Consider the following 17332-nt stretch of genomic DNA (forward strand, 5'->3'; position numbering starts at 1 on the left):
AAAAGGAGGGATAAAGCATAACTTTTCCTGGCGCAGAGCTCTATCCAATCACACGAAATATCCTTGAGTAACTGGTATATAATCCGCAAAATATGCAATCATTAACCCTGCGTTTAATATGAGTTCCGGATTCATTGTGATCACCTTGAGGAGCCAAAGTGTTTGATAAAGAGCTGGCATCAGCGGTATACCGTGATCGCATCCGCTTTAACTACAGTGATTTCCTGTCGGCATCCTGCAAAAAACGTTGGAGCTTTGTGGATGCCATCTATGGCGTACTGCCCATATTCGGCATGGTGACACGCAAATCTGCGCACAGTTTACAGGCAAGTGAAGATCACCTGAAAGAATTAGCCTTACAAATCATATCAACCCAGGTCAGCGACGAAATCAACATCGCCCGCCTGATTACGTTAGCCGAGCAGCAGCACATTGCCCGCGTGGATATCCAGCTTCCGTATCCGCTGTCAGAGAAACAGCTGGAGGGGATTCATGAAGAGTACCGTAAGCCCGTGACGCTGACACAGCAGGATGACCTGCTGTGCGTGGTTCTCGGTCAGTCTCACTAAGTCAGTAGGGCCCACATCGCAGGCAGGGTTGCCACCATAATACAGACCATGGCAACCCGCTCAACGGGCCGCAGCGCCACCGCATGTCCGCCCCGACGTGCGAACATAAACAGCAAAATGCCCGGCGCATAGAGCACGACAGACATAAACAGATGCAGTGGACCGGAGGCATACAGCAACCAGATGCCGTACACGCTGGCCCCGATGCCTGTCACGAGCGCCCAGGGTTTATGTTGCCCTTTGACCACCTTGATCAAATACAATCCCACCAGCAAATAGGGCACCAGAATCATTTCTGAGGCAATGGTCAACAGCATGTTGTAATCCGCACCGGTCAGGGCGATCAGGATCAGGCAAACCTGCACACTACCGTTTGTCAGCCACAGTGAGGCGGCTGGCGCATTACGGACGTTCTGGCGGGCAATACTGCGGGGGAAGGCACCTTGCTGCGCGGCAATAAACGGCACTTCTGCCGCCATAATGGTCCAGCTCAGATAGGCACCGCAGACAGAAATAATCAAGCCCACGACAATGATTGCGTTACCCCAGCTTCCCGTCAGTTGTGTCATCAGGCCCGCCATTGAAGGGTTACGCATTTCGGCCAGCGCCGCGCGCGGCACGATCCCTAACGACAGCAGGGTGACCAGCAGATAAACCAGCAGGGCGGCCAGCACGGCCAGCAGCGTTGCCCGTCCGACATCCTTTTTATGGCGAGCTCGCGACGAGACCACTACAGCACCTTCCACGCCGATAAACACCCATAGCGTGATTAACATGGTCTGTTTGACCTGTTGCCATAACGGAACGCCGAGGCTCAGCCCGGAAAAATCAAAATGGAAGCGGTCATAATTGAAGGCCATGACGGCCAGCACCACAAACAGCAGCAACGGCACCAGTTTGCCCAGTGTCGCCAGCAGGTTAATGCTGGCGGCGGTCTGAACGCCCCGCAATACCAGCCAGTGAACCAGCCACAGCACTACGGATGCGCCCAGCATCGCCTGCCAGGTATTCCCGTTACCAAAAATAACCCTGTCTGGCGTATCGGTGAAGAAACTCAGGGCAGAGAAAACAATAACCAGATAGGACACGTTGGCGATAACCGCACACAGCCAGTAACCCCAGGCGGAACAAAATCCCGTCAATTCACCGAATCCAGCGCGGGCGTAGGTAAAGATACCGCCATCCAGATCGGGTTTGAGTCGCGTCAGCAGCAGCATCGCCAGCGACAGGAAAATAATCCCTGCGCCAGTGATCAGCCAGCCAGTCAGCAACGCGGCCGGACCTGCGACCGCCGCCATATTTTGTGGCAAGCTGAAAACACCCGCACCCAGCATGGAGCTGAGTACCAGCGCGGTCAGGGCACTGAGGCCTAATTTTTTCTCCAAAACATTCTTCCTGCGAGCATAAGTGGCTGGGTGACCAGCATAAACACCCTATTATATCGGTGTTGTGTTGCGTAAATCGCGTGTAATACGCTGAAAAACAGGCGGAGGATTTTACGGAGTGCGGTGAAGGATGGCAATGCGTGACTATGCAAAATTGCGCAGGGATTATGCAAACAGTTGGGCGGCTTGCGCCGCCCTTAATTGCTTATTTGAACAGATCGGCGGTCACGGTGAGGTTACCCCCGCTCTGGTTCTGCCACTGGCGTGTGATGTGGTAGAACTTCGCACCTTTGCCAGCCGCACGTTTGGCGGCTTCCTGTGAGACTTCGGTTGGTGTGCCGAAATGGCCGCTGAAGGTGACCGTATCAAACGGCTGCATCTGTGCCGCGGTGACTGCGTTCAGCTCCTGGATTTCCCGGCCGTCTGGCAGCGTCACAGAATAGCGTTTACCGGTTGAACTCTGCGTTTCAAAGAAGCGGCCCACGGCATTGCTTGGGGTTTCAGAGGAGGCAACGCCCGGAATCTCGACTTTTTTCGCCTCAGCACCGCCCGCGGCCAGCGCGGCTTTACCTGCCTGAGAATCAGCCGGAATGCTATCCGGGCTCTGCACGGCGCGCTGTTTTGCATCCGCCTTATAGATGTAAGCGGTAATGAACTGGTTGCCACCGGTATTGGCATCAACCTGACGCACAATAAAGAAGGACGCAGCGCCTTTTTCTTTCGCGGCTTTAGAAATTGCCTCGTTCACATCGGGCTGGCTGGGGAAAAAGCCGGTCACCGTCACGGTATCAAAGGGTTCAAGGCGATAGGCTTCCGCTTTCGGCAACTCTTTCAGGCCATTAAACATCCGGTAGTCGGTTTCCTGACTCGCTTTAGGCGCATTCGCCTTATACAGATCTGCGGTTACGCGCCAGTTACCACTGTTACCGTTGCTGTCGTTAATACCTTGAATGTAATACGAATCTGCATTCAGTTCATCAGCACGTTTGGAGACGGCATCCGCCGCATCGCCAATTGCATTAAAACGACCGGTGATATTAATACGTTCGAATGGCTTCAACGCGGCCGCTTGTTCTGGCGTCAGCTCTTTAGCGGCAAACGCATTTCCCGCCAGCAGAGATAACAATGTAGATGCCAGAATAGTGTTCTTCAGCTTCATAAAAATGATCCTTCGCCTTACGCAAAATGAGTACGAAAACGTGCTGGACTCTTGATGTATAACAGAATAGCTGCTGATTATTACATGTTATAAACACGCTGTCGCAGCCAATTTTTGCGATTTCTCTCTCGTTGTGATCCGGTTTTTTTTATCTCGGCGTCACGACTCGGTATTTTACCTTACGCTTAAGACAGGCAGATGAAATAAACGTTCGTAGCTTTATCAAAACCGTTAATGCGTTGTTAAATTTAGGTTTTTCCGAAAGGAATATTCGTATGGAAGGGCGCTTAGTTAGTTATTTATCTGCCAGTGATGCGATCAGACAGTGACGTTATGCGGCATAACGAGGCCAAAACTGGATATTACCGCGAATGTGACATTGGTGCGTCTGTGCAGTAGATCACCTGTAACATTTTCAGTAGGTTTAGACACGATTATGCCCTTGCATTTATTCACACCGCCTGAGCGCAGATGACGTCAGAGCAGTCTTTACCACAAGGGTCATCATCCTTTAATCGATGAAAGGGAACACTATGTTAATTGGAATACCCAAAGAGCGGTCAGCCAATGAGTCGCGCGTGGCTGCCACGCCGAAAACCGTTGAACAACTCATCAGGCTGGGTTTTAGCGTCACGATTGAACAGGGTGCGGGTAAGCCAGCCAGTTTTGATGATGACAGCTATGTCAACGCCGGCGCCACGCTGACCGATCGCCAGCAGGTCTGGCAAGCCGATATTGTGCTGAAAGTGAATGCACCCGGTGAAGACGACATTGCGCTGATGCGCGAGGGCAGCACGCTGGTCAGTTTTATCTGGCCTGCTCAGCACCCTGAACTGCTGGATAAACTGGCTGCGCGTAAGGTCACCGTTATGGCGATGGACGCCGTGCCCCGTATTTCCCGCGCGCAGTCGCTGGATGCGCTGAGCTCAATGGCCAATATTGCAGGTTATCGGGCCATCGTGGAGGCGGCACACGAATTTGGTCGCTTTTTCACCGGTCAGATCACCGCTGCCGGGAAAGTCCCGCCTGCCAAAGTGATGGTGATTGGTGCGGGCGTGGCGGGTCTGGCGGCAATCGGTGCCGCAGGCAGCCTGGGCGCGGTTGTTCGCGCCTTTGACACGCGTCCGGAAGTGAAGGAACAAGTGCAAAGTATGGGCGCAGAGTTCCTTGAACTGGATTTCAAAGAAGAGGCGGGCAGTGGTGATGGTTACGCCAGAGTCATGTCGGATGCTTTTATTAAAGCAGAAATGGCGCTTTTCGCTCAGCAGGCCCAGGAGGTGGATATTATTGTCACCACGGCGCTGATACCGGGTAAACCTGCGCCGACGTTGATCACCAGGGAAATGGTGGCCAGCATGAAGCCTGGCAGCGTCATTGTTGACCTGGCGGCACAAACCGGCGGCAACTGTGCGCTTACCGTCGCCGATCGGGTCACTGTAACGGACAACGGCGTAAAAATTATCGGGTATACGGATCTGCCCAGCCGGTTACCGACGCAATCATCTCAGCTCTACGGCAGCAATCTCGTCAACCTGATGAAATTGCTTTGTAAAGAGAAGAATGGCGAGATCGTCATTGACTTTGATGATGTCGTCATCCGCAGCGTCACGGTGATTCGAGACGGCGAGATCACCTGGCCTGCGCCGCCAGTTCAGGTCTCCGCCGCGCCGAAAACCGCGGCTGCCGCTGCACCGGCGCAAACGAAAAGCCCGGCGGCACCCGTTTCCCCCCGGCGTAAATATGGGCTGCTGGCAGGCGCTGTCGTACTCTTCGCCTGCCTCGCGAATGTTGCCCCCAGTGAATTCCTGTCACATTTCACCGTCTTTGCGCTGGCCTGTGTGGTGGGCTACTACGTGGTCTGGAATGTGAGTCATGCGCTGCATACGCCGCTCATGTCAGTCACCAATGCGATTTCGGGCATTATTGTGGTAGGGGCAATATTGCAAATGGGGCACGGCGGCTGGGTGAGTTTTCTTTCTTTTATTGCCGTATTGATCGCCAGCATCAATATCTTCGGTGGCTTCACCGTCACGCAGCGTATGCTGAAAATGTTTCGTAAGGGGTAAGCTATGTCTGGCGGATTAGTGACGGCAGCCTATATCGTTGCTGCAATTCTGTTCATTATGAGTCTGGCGGGTCTATCAAAACATGAGACCTCAAGACAGGGCAATATATTTGGTATCAGCGGCATGGCGATTGCGCTGATCGCGTCTGTATTTGGTCCCGACAGCAGTCATGTTGTCTGGATTTTGCTGGCGATGGTTATTGGCGGTGCCATCGGTATTCGGCTGGCGAAACGGGTAGAAATGACCGAAATGCCCGAGCTGGTGGCGATACTGCACAGCTTCGTCGGCCTGGCCGCCGTACTGGTAGGCATTAACAGCTATATCGATCATGCTCCTGGCTTGCCGGCGGTTATTGAAAACATCCATCTCAGCGAAGTCTTTATCGGCATCTTTATCGGTGCAGTCACCTTTACGGGCTCGCTGGTCGCCTTTGGCAAGTTGTGTGGCAAACTCTCGTCGCGGCCCTTAATGCTGCCTCAGCGGCATAAGCTGAATCTGCTGGCGCTGGCCGTCTCGTTTTTACTGCTACTGTGGTTTGTTAACACGCAAAGTCGCGGTGCGCAGGTGTTTGCGCTGGTGATCATGCTTATCATTGCGTTGGCGTTTGGCTGGCACCTGGTGGCCTCCATCGGTGGTGCGGACATGCCGGTCGTTGTTTCGATGCTCAACTCTTATTCCGGTTGGGCGGCCGCAGCGGCAGGGTTTATGCTCAGTAACGATCTGCTTATCGTGACCGGTGCGCTGGTTGGTTCCTCGGGGGCGATTCTTTCTTACATAATGTGTAAGGCCATGAATCGCTCGTTTATCAGCGTTATTGCCGGTGGATTTGGCAGCGATGGCACAGCTTCAACGACAAGTGATGAGACCGGCGAACATCGTGAAATCAGCGCAGAAGAAACGGCAGAGATGCTCCGATCTTCCCGTTCCGTGATCATTACGCCCGGCTACGGCATGGCCGTTGCACAGGCACAGTATCCGGTAGCGGAAATCACGGAAAAACTCCGCGCCCGCGGCATCAACGTGCGTTTTGGTATTCATCCGGTCGCCGGCCGTTTGCCTGGCCATATGAACGTTCTGCTGGCAGAGGCGAAAGTGCCTTATGACGTGGTGCTGGAAATGGACGAAATCAACGACGATTTTAGCGATACCGATACAGTACTGGTTATCGGGGCCAACGACACGGTTAATCCTGCGGCGCAGGATGATCCGGGCAGCCCGATTGCCGGTATGCCGGTGCTGGAAGTGTGGAAAGCGCAAAACGTTATTGTGTTCAAACGCTCAATGAATACGGGCTATGCCGGTGTGCAAAATCCGCTGTTCTTTAAAGAAAATACTCACATGCTATTTGGGGATGCCAAAGCCAGCGTAGAAAGTATTCTGAAAGCGCTGTAAAAGAAAAGGGCGACGATAACCGTCGCCCTTTTTACTGAAGGCCGCGTTAATCGTGCTCGTCTTCGTCATCAAGCGTAATGGGCGAGACAAAATCATCCGGCTTAATCGCCAGCAGGTCACAGCGCAGGTGATCGATCACCTGCTCAGCCGTATTCCCCAGGAAAGCTGCCGACAGTCCGGTCCGTCCAATCGTCCCTAACACCACAATGCCCGCGCCAAGGTGGGCGGACAATTCCGGGATCACTTCTTCCGGCAGGCCTTTTTCAACGTGGGTAAACTCTTCACTGATGGAGAATTTTTGTCGCAGGGCCTTCATGGCTACCAGATGCTGGCCGCGAATGGCATCGTTGTAGACGCTGGGATCAAAATCGGGCAGTTCGATAGCAATGTTGATTGGCGTAATCGGATAGGCGCCCACCAGATGCACTTCGGTATGATTGACGCTTTCGGCCAGTTTAACGGTTTCGCGAATGAGTTTCTGATTAAGCGCATCGTGGTGCGGTTCTTCGCTGGCCAGATTGACCGCCACCAGCGCTTTGCCGCCTTCGGGCCAGGGTTGATCCTTAACCATCCACACCGGGCAAGGGCACTTACGTAACAGGTGCCAGTCTGTCGGTGTAAAAATAACCGCTTCCAGCCGGTCGTGCTGGTGCGCCATTTTCAGCACTAAATCATGTTGATGCGCCAGCACTTCCTGGATGATTGCTTCATAGGGCCGGTTGTGCCAGATGACTTTAATGTCTATATCCACACCAGCATCCAGATAAGCCTGCGCCTGTTCACGAATCCATTCCGAGCGCTGGCTGATCACACCCTGACGCATCGCGGTGCGTTCATCTGGTGACAGCAGGGTGGTCATTTCGTATGAAAAGTCGTAGATGGGCAGAAATGCTTTGATTTTGCCGCCGATAAGCTGGTTGAGATAGACCGCACGTCGCAGCGCGGGCTGGTCATCCTGCTGAGGATCAATGGCGACCAGAATGTTTTGATACTGGGACATAGGCTACTCTCCTTAGACCAACGCGACTGGTTTAAAGATAGCCTATGTTAAGTGCACTAAGAAAGTGAAAAGATGTAGCCGGATCAACAAAATAAGATTTGTTAACCCGGCCTGAGGATTACGCCGCCTGGTGGCTCTGACCGGCCAGCGCTTCCAGCATCGCGTGGTTCTCAATGGTGATATATTTGCCTTTTACGGCCAGCATACCCGATTTCTGGAAACGCCCCAGCAGTCGGCTAATGGTTTCAACGGTTAACCCCAGATAGTTCCCGATATCGCCGCGCGTCATCGTCAAACGGAACTCACGCTGTGAGAAGCCGCGCTGGCCATAGCGGCGGGATAAGTTCCAGACGAAGGCGGCCAGGCGCTCTTCCGCGTTTTTCTTGGACAGCAGCAAAATCATGTCCTGGTCGCCTTTAATTTCACCGCTCATCAGGCGCATCATCTGCTGACGCAGGGCAGGCATTTTGCCGGACAGGTCATCCAGCGTATCGAAAGGAATTTCGCAGACCATCGCCGTTTCCAGCGCCTGGGCGAAGCTGGGATGGCTGGCGTTCATAATGGCGTCAAATCCCACCAGATCGCCGGCCAGGTGAAAACCGGTGATTTGTTCATCTCCCTGCTCGGTGATGGTATAGCTTTTAATGGTGCCGGAACGGATTGCGTAGAGCGACTTCAGCTCATCACCCGCTTTGAACAGCGTATGGCCTTTTTGAATGGGTTTTTTTCGCTCAATAATATTATCAAGCTGATCCAGCTCATGTTCATTAAGGGTGAAAGGGATGCATAGCTGACTGATGCTGCAATCCTGGCAGTGAATCGCACAACCGCCTGACTGAATACGTTTTTCAGGGAACATAGTAGTTTGCTCGACGATAATTGACTGGGGTCAATTTTACCATTTTCTCGGTGTAAGGGAACTCATCCGAGCAGTTTTTAGGCATACAAAAAGTGTGGTTTCCGCAATACTGCTAAAGGCTGTTATGACAGGGTTTTTTGATGTCATCTTATTAAGATCGTAAATAAATCTTTACGGATTTCTGATCTCATACAGAATTTATCTTAATCTGAAAGGCCAGAAGGGACGATAAAAACGGGATTAGCGCAGGCTTTACCGATTTTGCTACTATTTGGTTTCAAGTCAATTTTGCGTCATATCATTTACCAGGGGCGAGCCATGAACGTTGACGATGACAATCTGTTTCGTGACGCGATGAATGACGTTACGCCACTCAAAGATGCAGAAAATACGCGCTGGAATCACAGCGCTGCCAGCAAAAAAGTGCCGCCTCGGTCACCAGAACCTGAAGACGAAAACTTTTTAACCCGCGGTTACCTGGACATCATTCCTCTTGAGCAGCAACTTGAGTTTAAAGCTGAAGGCATCCAGCAGGGCGTGCTGGATAAATTACGCAAGGGGCAATATGCGCTGGATGCCAGCCTGAATCTGCTACGCCAGCCTGTTGAAACCTGCCGTCAAAATTTGTTTACCTTCATGCAGGATGTCCGTAAAGCCGGCTACAGAAACCTGCTGATTATTCACGGCAAAGGCCGGGACAATGAATCTCATGCCAACATTGTGCGCAGCTATCTTGACCGCTGGTTGCGTGAATTTGACGACGTCCAGACCTTTTGTGTCGCACAGAAGCAGCATGGCGGCTCCGGTGCGCTCTATGTCGGTCTACGCAAAACGGAAAAAGCGCGTCAGGAAAACTGGGAGCGCCATGCTAAACGCAGTCGCTAGCTGTGAAACTTACGAATGGTACTCATCAACACTTCGGCGCTCAGGCTTAAGGTGTTACCGGTGCGCGTGATTATCCCTACGGGTTCACCCGGGCCGGGAGAGGTGATGGGCAACGATATCAGGGCATTGTGGCTGAGATCTTCTTTGACGGCCCCGGAAGGCACAAACCAGATGTAGTCATAGCGCAGCGCCAGCTGACGGGCCAGCGACGTTGAAGACGTTTCGACGCAATGGGGCGGCAGACAGCACCCTTGCTCATCCAGCATCTGCTGTGCCAGGCGGCGCGGCGCGGTGCCTTCCGGGGAAATCACAACAGGCCACTGCATGGCACGTGAAAGCGTGACGTTGTCACTTAAAAGCGGATGCTCCGGTCTGACGACCAGCTTTAATGACTCCAGAAACAGCAGTTCATAGGTCAGGCCGGTCATCATCTCTTTATCCGCCATTCGGCCGATGCCCAGATCAAACTCGCCCGCTCTCAGCCCCGCCAGCAACACATTATTATGTAAGGTGGCAACCTGAATGGTCGTGTTGGGACGCAGTTGGTGAAAACGGTCAAGAATCTGTGGCAACATGCCCATCGCCGCCGTGGTTAAGGCACCAAGACGAATGACTACCGGACGCTCGTTAATCTGTTCATTAAAACTCTGGCCGGCATGATTCAGCGCTTCTAACACTTTTACCGCATGGATAAGAAACTGTTCTCCCATGGTGGTCAGCTGTGCGCCCAGCCGACCGCGTTCGAACAGGCGGACGCCGGTGAGTTCTTCAAGTTCGTTGAGGGTTTTAGAAAGCGCAGGTTGACTGAGACTTAAGGTCTCGGCTGCACGCCCCAGGGTTCCCTGCTGCGCGACGGCAACAAAGGCATGTAAATGGCGCAAGCGAATGCGCTGATTGAAAAGGATATTTTTTTCCATTTACCCAACTTAATGACATTGCCAGGTGACAGGCAACTATTTAAGCTGGATTTTGTTAACTTTGCTGCAAATTTTTATTAACAATGTGTACTTTTTGCAGCGGAGCGTTTTAAGTGGTTGATTATTAATGATGCCGTTGTTTTTTTGCCTGACACAACGTTTTTCACGGTTGCTGAAAAAACATCAACTTACCGCATTGCTTCTGCTTCGGTCGGAAATTTCATGCGTTTTATCGTTAACGATCAGCTATCATAAGCGCCGTTTTTTTTACCAAATCTGATAGTTGATTAAGTCAGCCGTTGAGGAGTTTACCCGTGAGCAGTGTCGAGGCGGTAGATGTTCGCCAGTTAATTAATCAGGGTACTCTGAGTGGTGGCCAAATTCGGTTAATTGTACTCTGTTTTATCGTGGTTGCGCTCGATGGTATGGATATTGCCCTGATGGGTTTTATCGCGCCGACGCTGAAAACCGCCTGGCACGTCAGTACTCATCAGTTGGGTGTCGTGATCAGTGCAGCGCTGATTGGTTTGGCGCTGGGGGCGATGGTCGCCGGGCCGCTGGCCGACCGCTTTGGCCGCCGGTTAATGATCATTTTCAGCGTCCTGTTTTTTGGTCTGTGGACGCTGGTGACCGCATTTTCCCATAGTATCGAACAGATGATCCTGTTCCGTTTTTTGACCGGGCTGGGGCTGGGAGCGGCCATGCCCAACGTCAGTACGCTGGTGGCTGAATATGCGCCGGAGCGCCGCCGTTCATTCATTATCACCGTGGTGTTTTGTGGTTTTACCTTTGGGGCCGCCAGCGGCGGCTTTGCTGCGTCATGGTTGTTACCGCGTTACGACTGGCATTCCGTTCTGTTGCTGGGCGGTATTCTTCCTTTGCTGGTCCTGCCGGTCCTGATCCGTCAGCTTCCTGAATCGGTACGTTTCCTGATTAGTCGCGGTGCGCCCGCGCAGCACATTCGCGCCATTCTTGAACGTATTCTTCCCGGCAGTACGAGCCCGGATACGCATTTCCATGCGACCGAAGCGGAAAAATCACCTGCTGAACACAGCGCCATCGCAACGGTCATTTCTCCTCGCTACCGCATCGGCAGCCTGATGCTCTGGGGCGGCTATTTTATGGGGCTGTTCCTGGTGTATCTGATCGGCAGCTGGCTGCCATCCCTGGTCAATACGCAGGGAATGTCCGTGACGGAAGCGGCGATAATCACCGCGATGTATCAGGCAGGCGGCACGCTGGGATCGCTGTTTGCCGGCTGGCTGATGGATCGCTTCAATGCCAGTCTGTCGCTGGCTGTGATCTACTTCTGCGGCGGTATCGCTATTGTCGCGCTGGGTTTTTCACCGCCGCAGGTCGTTATCATGAGCGCCATTGCCTTCTGCAGCGGTTTTTGTTTTAACGGAGCGAATACCGGCATGAATGCGCTTTCCGCCAGCTACTATCCTACCCATGCCCGCGCAACCGGTTCCAGCTGGATGCACGGGGTGGGCCGAATCGGCGCCATCCTCAGTGCCTTTGTCGGGGCTGAAATGTTGTCACTCGGCTGGTCGTTCAGCGTTATTTTCTTGCTGCTCGCTATACCAGCACTGCTGACCACCGTGATGCTGGTGGTGAAAAATCGCTACGGTTTTAAGCCGATCACAAATTCATGATATTTTCCGCTGACCGCAGCGCGTTGGATTACAGTAGCTGCAACGCTCATGCTGTCAGGTGGTAAATATGGATAACTTTATCAGTGCGGATACGATTCGCACGGGCTTCTCCCAGGCCATGTCGGACATGTATCAGCAGGAAGTGCCGCTCTACGGGACGCTGATGCAGTTGGTGAAAGCGGTTAATGAGGCAACGCTTACGGCTGATAGCGTGCTAGAGCAACGGCTGACCGAGGCCGATGAACTCAGCCGCCTCAGTCTGGAGCGCCACGGGGCCATTCGCGTCGGTAGCGCGGACGAGCTTGCCATGCTGCGCCAGATGTTTGCCGTCATGGGCATGTTTCCGGTGGGCTATTATGATCTGTCGCAGGCGGGCGTACCGGTGCACTCCACCGCGTTTCGCCCCATTGATGATGAAGCGCTGCAGCGCAATCCTTTTCGTATTTTTACCTCGCTGTTACGGCTGGAGCTGATTGCCGACCCGGCGCTTCGGGATGAAGCCGCACGGATTTTAGCCTCGCGCGATATTTTCACGCCGGAATGCCGAAACCTTATCGCGCTGCATCAACAGCAGGGCGGACTGACGGCGCCCCAGGCGCAGGCGTTTATCAACGAAGCGCTGGAAACCTTCCGCTGGCATTCACACAGCCTTGTGGAGAGCCGCACCTATCAGGCGCTGAACCAACAACATCGGTTGATCGCGGATGTGGTATGTTTTCCGGCCTGCCATATCAATCATCTTACGCCACGCACGCTGGATATTGATCGTGTTCAGGCGCTGATGCCGACGTATGGCATTGATCCCAAAACGGTGATCGAAGGCCCACCCCGGCGCAAGGTGCCTGTTTTGTTACGCCAGACCAGCTTCAAGGCACTGGAAGAACCCGTCATTTTCACCGACGGTTTTCAGGGCACGCACACGGCGCGCTTCGGTGAGATCGAACAGCGCGGCGCGGCCTTAACGCCGCAGGGCCGCGCGCTTTACGATCGTCTGCTCAGCGAAGCCGGGAGCGGTGCGGATAATCAGCAGCACCAGCAGCAGCTCACGGCGACCTTTGCGGCTTTCCCGGATGATGAAAACGCATTACGTGAAGCCGGCTTAGCCTGGTTTACTTATCGGCTCAGCGAAAAAGGGCGAGCGGAACCGCCGCAGCGTGGGGAATCACTGGCAAGTCTGATTGAGCAGGGGCGGATTCTGGCGGATCCTGTTATTTATGAAGATTTTCTGCCTGTCAGTGCGGCAGGGATTTTTCAGTCTAATCTCGGGGACAAAACGCCGACACGTTCGGCGGGACAGGCAAGCCGGAGCAGCTTTGAAACCGCACTGGGCTGCCCCGTGCAGGATGAAATGGTGCTGTATGCGGAGCGGCAGCGGGCGTCCTTACAGCGCTGCGGCATTACCTTATAATATGAACGGGGCGGAACCGCCCCGTTTTTTCTTTACTGCAGGCGCGTATCACGGACCAGCGTAAATCTTCCCGCCCCCAGAAACATCACCACCAGAGCGCCGAACAGGTAAAGTGCTTCCGTTTCCAGTGCCCAGGCACCGACATCGGTGCGATGCCATACTGCGCCGGTTTTGACCAGCAGCGTGGCGACAACCATATTCACGGCAATGATAAACGCCGCTGGCCGGGTCATGAAGCCTGCGATCAGCATCAGCGGTGCAATTATTTCCCCTATCCAGGCACCCCAGGCGATAAAGCCCGGCAGACCGTGTTGTCGCAGTAAATGGGCAATCCAGCCCACGCCATGCACGAGCTTAAACTCACCATGAAACAGCAATAATCCCCCCAGAGTCAGACGTAGCAACAGTTTGCCGAGATCGGGATGATCGGTCATGCGCACAAAAACCTGATTGATACCGCTAAACATTGTCAGTTCCTCAAAGGCGTTTTCGTTACGCTCTCCACTAAAAACATTTTCATGACAGGGGTCAATCACGGCGACGCCTTCGGGCGATTTTTCAGCGCATTTAACGTTTTGCTTAACAGCGCGTCAGAACTGGACAACATCAGATTGCCTGAAATAATGAAAAGGCACGCTAACAAGGAACACTGCATGAAAAATGACGGCCTGAAAATCGCGCTGACTGACGGAGAACTGCAGGGCACCCTTGATGACGGGATCTTTGTATTCAAGGGCATTCCGTATGCGGCACCGCCTGTCGGCGCGTATCGCTGGCGCGCGCCACAACCGGTTACGCCCTGGCACGGTGTACGCAATGCACAGCACTTTTCTGCAGCGAGTTGGCAGAATCGTGACTACTGCCTGGCGATTGGCGGAGGCGATCCTGGTGTATTCAGTGAAGACTGCCTGTACCTCAACGTCTGGACGCCAGAGCTGCAGCCAGAGGTTCCACTCCCGGTCATGGTCTGGCTTCACGGCGGTGGCTTTACGATCGGTTCAGGTGGGCTGGCACCCTATAGTGGAAAACCCTTAGCCTCGCGGGGTGCGGTGGTGGTGACCCTTAATTACCGTTTGGGACATCTGGGCTTTTTTGCTCATCCCGCACTGGAAAAAGAGCAGGCTGACACGGGCCATATCAACAATTTCGCCCTGCTTGATCAGATCGCGGCATTACGATGGGTACAGCAGCATATCGCCGCGTTTGGCGGGAATGCCAGCAACGTGTCGCTGTTTGGCGAATCGTCGGGCGCCCGCAGTGTGCTTTCGCTTTGCTGCTCACCGCTGTCCCGGGGGTTGTTCCACAAAGGGATCGTGCAAAGTGCCTATAGCCTGCCAGACGTCACCCGCGACGCGGCACGTGAAAAAGGCGTTATGGTGGCGACCGCGCTGGGTTTACCGGCGGATGCCAGCATGGCGCAGCTGCGTGAGCTGCCTGCGGACGCCTTCTGGCCGCTGGACAGCTCGCTGGGCCTCGGTCCGGTGGCCATTGCCGGTGATACGGTGCTGCCCGAGCCGGTCCTGAAAACGTTGATGGCGGGAAAACAGCACCGCCTGCCGCTAATGGCGGGCAGTAACAGCGATGAAGCGAGCGTACTGGTCTGGTTTGGCGTGGAGGCTGCCGCCGTGGTGGGACAGCTACGGCGTAATAACCATTTTCATTATCGGTTACTGCGCTGGATTTACCGTACCGGGGATGATGCGCTGCTGGGGCGGGCTGTCGCGCGGGATATGACGTTTAGCATTGTGCCCTGGCTGATCATGCGTGCGCAGGAGAAAGTGGGCATGCCGGGCTGGCGCTACTGGTTCGACTACGTTTCAGAACGATCGCGCGATCTCTACCCGCACGGCACCTGGCATGGTAATGAAATCCCTTACGTGATGAATACGCTGGCGATGATGCCGCCTGCCGACGACGATCGCACCTTTACCGCCGCAGACCATGCTTTTTCTCAACAGGTTTGCGATTACTGGTTTCGCTTCGCACGTGATGTAACCCCGCACACGACGATGATTGAAGGCAAACAACGCTGGCCCGCCTGGCGCAAAAAGCATGACGTGACAATGTCACTGGGATGGCAGGGTCAAGCGGCTCTCAAACTGTTACCGGGTTTTATGCGCCGCCGCCTCGCTTTGTTCCGTTTGATGATGTCCCGCCTGGTGCGACTGTAAAGGGTGAACCAGCGCGGTGCGCGCCAGACGTACGCCGGCCTGCACATTTCCACCCGCACATTATCTGTGCGGGTGGATGAAAAAAAATAACAAGACCGTTACATTTTCCCGCGAGCTGCCGATAAATCTCCTGTGTCCGGTTTTACGGATTAACGTTCAAGGGATTTCTGTATGGGTATGCTTAAAAATTTCACTATTCGCACGGTTATGTTGACCATTCTGGGACTGTTTAGTCTGTTGTGGAGCGGCATTGGGCTGTTCAGCATTCATTCGCTTAACTCCCTCAGTGATGGCAATGATGTGGATCGCCATATCGTTGAGCAGATGACCGCGTTAAGTCAGGGTAACGACCAGTATTTTCGTATGATTACGCGTTTGTCGCGTGTGATGGAGAAAAAGGCCGCCGGTGTCGCCCAGGATGACACCGCCTTTGCTCCGGTACAGCAGGCGTTAGATAACATGCGTCATCAACTGGCGCTGTTTAAACAGCTGTCACCCGGACCTATGGACGCGGCCGTGACGAATGAGGTCATTGATAAATGGCAGCAACTGCTGGATCAGGGCGTCACCGTGCAGTTGCAGCGTGCCCGTCAGGATTCGCTGGATGCCTATCGTCAACAGGCGAATGACGTCACACCTGCGCTCAGCCGCGCCTTCGGTGCCAGCACCGAAGCGTTTAACAACGTGGCCAACAAGAAACTGGGACAAACCCGTGTCGAAGTGGATCGCCTGACCGCCGTGACTAAAACGATGATTTCAGCCACCGTGGTGATTGGTCTGCTGATTCTGCTGTTTACCGATCGTTATCTGGTCACAATGTTGGTCAAACCGCTGGAGAAAATTCGCGAGCATTTTGCCGTAATCGCCAAAGGGGATCTCAGTAAACCCGTTCAGGATATGGGCCGTAACTGCGTCGGTAAACTGGTTCCGCTGCTCAGTGCGATGCAGGACAGCCTGCGTGATGCGGTCAGTGCCATTCGCAGCGGCACAGAGAATATCTCGCGCGGTGCCGCCGAAATCTCTATTGGTAATAACGATCTGTCCTCCCGTACGGAAGAGCAGGCTGCCGCGCTGGAGCAAACCGCCGCCAGTATGGAACAGCTGACCGCGACCGTGAAATTTAACGCGGAAAATGCCCGTCAGGCCAGTGCACTGACCGAAGCGGCAACGCTGACGGCGAAGCAGGGCGGCAACCTGGTGGATGAAGTTGTGACCACCATGAACGGCATTTCCGACAGCTCGAAGAAAATCGCTGAGATCACCAACGTCATTAACGGTATTGCGTTTCAGACCAACATTCTGGCACTGAATGCGGCCGTAGAAGCCGCGCGTGCCGGTGAGCAAGGGCGAGGCTTTGCCGTCGTCGCCAGTGAAGTGCGCAATCTGGCACAGCGCAGCGCCGGTGCGGCGAAAGAAATAGCCGGGCTGATTGCCGATTCTGTGCAGCGCGTGGAAAAGGGCGCGGAACTGGTGGGTACCACCGGCGGCACGATGAGCGGCATTTTAAAATCCGTCCAGGATGTGGATGCAATTATGAAGCAGATCGCCGCCGCCTCGGAAGAGCAGAGCAAGGGCATTTCTCAGGTTGGTACGGCCGTGACGGAAATGGACAGTGTGACGCAGCAAAACGCGGCTCTGGTTGAAGAGGTTTCTGCCGCCGCCAGCGCGCTGGCGCTGCAGACGGAAGCGCTTCAGGCTTCTGTTGCACAGTTCCGGTTATCGAGCGATGCGCCGGTAGCGCTGACACAGGACAGAAGGCCGCCAGCGGCGTCTGCAGGCCCTGCAACAGCACCGTCAACTGTACTGCGTCCAAAAGCCGCCACGGCGGACAACGGCGACTGGGTCACCTTCTAATCAATATGACTA

General features: G+C 54.2%; 14 protein-coding genes. 8 read left to right on the forward strand and 6 right to left on the reverse strand.

Going from position 1 to position 17332, the window contains the following annotated elements:
• Positions 1 to 158: 158 nt before the first annotated feature.
• Positions 159 to 569 (forward strand): hypothetical protein, encoded by a 411-nt coding sequence (locus C1N59_RS09845; protein ID WP_394550707.1) that lies wholly within the window; start codon positions 159 to 161, stop codon positions 567 to 569.
• Here C1N59_RS09845 and C1N59_RS09850 read toward each other — a convergent pair.
• Both C1N59_RS09850 and ydgH read right to left on the reverse strand, forming a co-directional pair.
• A complete protein-coding gene (locus C1N59_RS09850) occupies positions 566 to 1954 on the reverse strand; it encodes a basic amino acid/polyamine antiporter (RefSeq protein ID WP_033741762.1) in 1389 nt (462 codons plus the stop codon). The two genes, C1N59_RS09845 and C1N59_RS09850, sit on opposite strands and share 4 nt — an antisense overlap.
• A gap of 205 nt (positions 1955 to 2159) precedes the next feature.
• The gene (gene ydgH, locus C1N59_RS09855) at positions 2160 to 3113 is read right to left on the reverse strand and encodes a DUF1471 family protein YdgH (RefSeq protein ID WP_006119253.1); all 954 of its coding nucleotides are present in this window, start codon (positions 3111 to 3113) and stop codon (positions 2160 to 2162) included.
• Positions 3114 to 3646: 533 nt separating this feature from the next.
• Here ydgH and pntA point away from each other — a divergent pair.
• Both pntA and pntB read left to right on the forward strand, forming a co-directional pair.
• A complete protein-coding gene (gene pntA, locus C1N59_RS09860; RefSeq protein WP_205950217.1) occupies positions 3647 to 5179 on the forward strand; it encodes a Re/Si-specific NAD(P)(+) transhydrogenase subunit alpha in 1533 nt (510 codons plus the stop codon).
• A 3-nt stretch (positions 5180 to 5182) separates the two neighbouring features.
• The gene (gene pntB / locus C1N59_RS09865; RefSeq protein ID WP_394550709.1) at positions 5183 to 6571 is read left to right on the forward strand and encodes a Re/Si-specific NAD(P)(+) transhydrogenase subunit beta; all 1389 of its coding nucleotides are present in this window, start codon (positions 5183 to 5185) and stop codon (positions 6569 to 6571) included.
• 46 nt (positions 6572 to 6617) lie between these two features.
• On the opposite strand, the gene uspE is transcribed toward pntB, so the two are convergent.
• Both uspE and C1N59_RS09875 read right to left on the reverse strand, forming a co-directional pair.
• Entirely contained in the window at positions 6618 to 7571 is a 954-nt protein-coding gene (uspE, locus tag C1N59_RS09870) for a universal stress protein UspE (protein ID WP_006119247.1), read from the reverse strand.
• 118 nt (positions 7572 to 7689) lie between these two features.
• A complete protein-coding gene (locus C1N59_RS09875) occupies positions 7690 to 8430 on the reverse strand; it encodes an FNR family transcription factor (RefSeq protein WP_006119246.1) in 741 nt (246 codons plus the stop codon).
• A gap of 318 nt (positions 8431 to 8748) precedes the next feature.
• On the opposite strand from C1N59_RS09875, the gene smrA reads away from it, so the two are divergent.
• On the forward strand, positions 8749 to 9315 hold the full coding sequence (smrA, locus tag C1N59_RS09880) for a DNA endonuclease SmrA (RefSeq protein ID WP_394550711.1): 567 nt from the start codon (positions 8749 to 8751) through the stop codon (positions 9313 to 9315).
• Here the strand turns inward: smrA and C1N59_RS09885 are convergent.
• Entirely contained in the window at positions 9312 to 10232 is a 921-nt protein-coding gene (locus C1N59_RS09885; RefSeq protein WP_033741756.1) for a LysR substrate-binding domain-containing protein, read from the reverse strand. The genes smrA and C1N59_RS09885 overlap by 4 nt on opposite strands.
• 314 nt (positions 10233 to 10546) lie before the next feature.
• Here C1N59_RS09885 and C1N59_RS09890 point away from each other — a divergent pair, with 314 nt between their 5' ends.
• Positions 10547 to 11887, forward strand: coding sequence for an MFS transporter (locus C1N59_RS09890; protein ID WP_033741755.1), 1341 nt, complete (start codon positions 10547 to 10549; stop codon positions 11885 to 11887).
• A gap of 67 nt (positions 11888 to 11954) precedes the next feature.
• Positions 11955 to 13295 (forward strand): 2-oxoadipate dioxygenase/decarboxylase HglS, encoded by a 1341-nt coding sequence (locus C1N59_RS09895; protein WP_394550713.1) that lies wholly within the window; start codon positions 11955 to 11957, stop codon positions 13293 to 13295.
• Between the two features lie 32 nt (positions 13296 to 13327).
• Here the strand turns inward: C1N59_RS09895 and C1N59_RS09900 are convergent, their stop codons facing one another.
• Complete coding sequence (locus C1N59_RS09900; protein WP_058701859.1) at positions 13328 to 13762, reverse strand: DoxX family protein; 435 nt, start codon at positions 13760 to 13762, stop codon at positions 13328 to 13330.
• 186 nt (positions 13763 to 13948) lie between these two features.
• Between C1N59_RS09900 and C1N59_RS09905 the strand changes: the two genes are divergently transcribed.
• Both C1N59_RS09905 and C1N59_RS09910 read left to right on the forward strand, forming a co-directional pair.
• The gene (locus C1N59_RS09905; protein WP_394550715.1) at positions 13949 to 15466 is read left to right on the forward strand and encodes a carboxylesterase/lipase family protein; all 1518 of its coding nucleotides are present in this window, start codon (positions 13949 to 13951) and stop codon (positions 15464 to 15466) included.
• A 171-nt stretch (positions 15467 to 15637) separates the two neighbouring features.
• Positions 15638 to 17320 carry a methyl-accepting chemotaxis protein gene (locus tag C1N59_RS09910; protein WP_394550717.1) on the forward strand — a complete coding sequence of 561 codons (1683 nt, stop codon included), beginning with the start codon at positions 15638 to 15640 and terminating at the stop codon, positions 17318 to 17320.
• Positions 17321 to 17332 lie beyond the last annotated feature (12 nt).

The organism is Pantoea sp. SGAir0183 (genome assembly GCF_043545505.1).

Excerpts from the sequence above, each read along its gene's own strand:
- ydgH (WP_006119253.1), bottom strand. The coding sequence starts at position 3,113 with ATGAAGCTGAAGAACACTATTCTGGCATCTACATTGTTATCTCTGCTG.
- pntA (WP_205950217.1), top strand. The coding sequence starts at position 3,647 with ATGTTAATTGGAATACCCAAAGAGCGGTCAGCCAATGAGTCGCGCGTG.
- pntB (WP_394550709.1), top strand. The coding sequence starts at position 5,183 with ATGTCTGGCGGATTAGTGACGGCAGCCTATATCGTTGCTGCAATTCTG.
- uspE (WP_006119247.1), bottom strand. The coding sequence starts at position 7,571 with ATGTCCCAGTATCAAAACATTCTGGTCGCCATTGATCCTCAGCAGGAT.
- C1N59_RS09875 (WP_006119246.1), bottom strand. The coding sequence starts at position 8,430 with ATGTTCCCTGAAAAACGTATTCAGTCAGGCGGTTGTGCGATTCACTGC.
- smrA (WP_394550711.1), top strand. The coding sequence starts at position 8,749 with ATGAACGTTGACGATGACAATCTGTTTCGTGACGCGATGAATGACGTT.
- C1N59_RS09885 (WP_033741756.1), bottom strand. The coding sequence starts at position 10,232 with ATGGAAAAAAATATCCTTTTCAATCAGCGCATTCGCTTGCGCCATTTA.
- C1N59_RS09895 (WP_394550713.1), top strand. The coding sequence starts at position 11,955 with ATGGATAACTTTATCAGTGCGGATACGATTCGCACGGGCTTCTCCCAG.
- C1N59_RS09900 (WP_058701859.1), bottom strand. The coding sequence starts at position 13,762 with ATGTTTAGCGGTATCAATCAGGTTTTTGTGCGCATGACCGATCATCCC.
- C1N59_RS09905 (WP_394550715.1), top strand. The coding sequence starts at position 13,949 with ATGAAAAATGACGGCCTGAAAATCGCGCTGACTGACGGAGAACTGCAG.
- C1N59_RS09910 (WP_394550717.1), top strand. The coding sequence starts at position 15,638 with ATGGGTATGCTTAAAAATTTCACTATTCGCACGGTTATGTTGACCATT.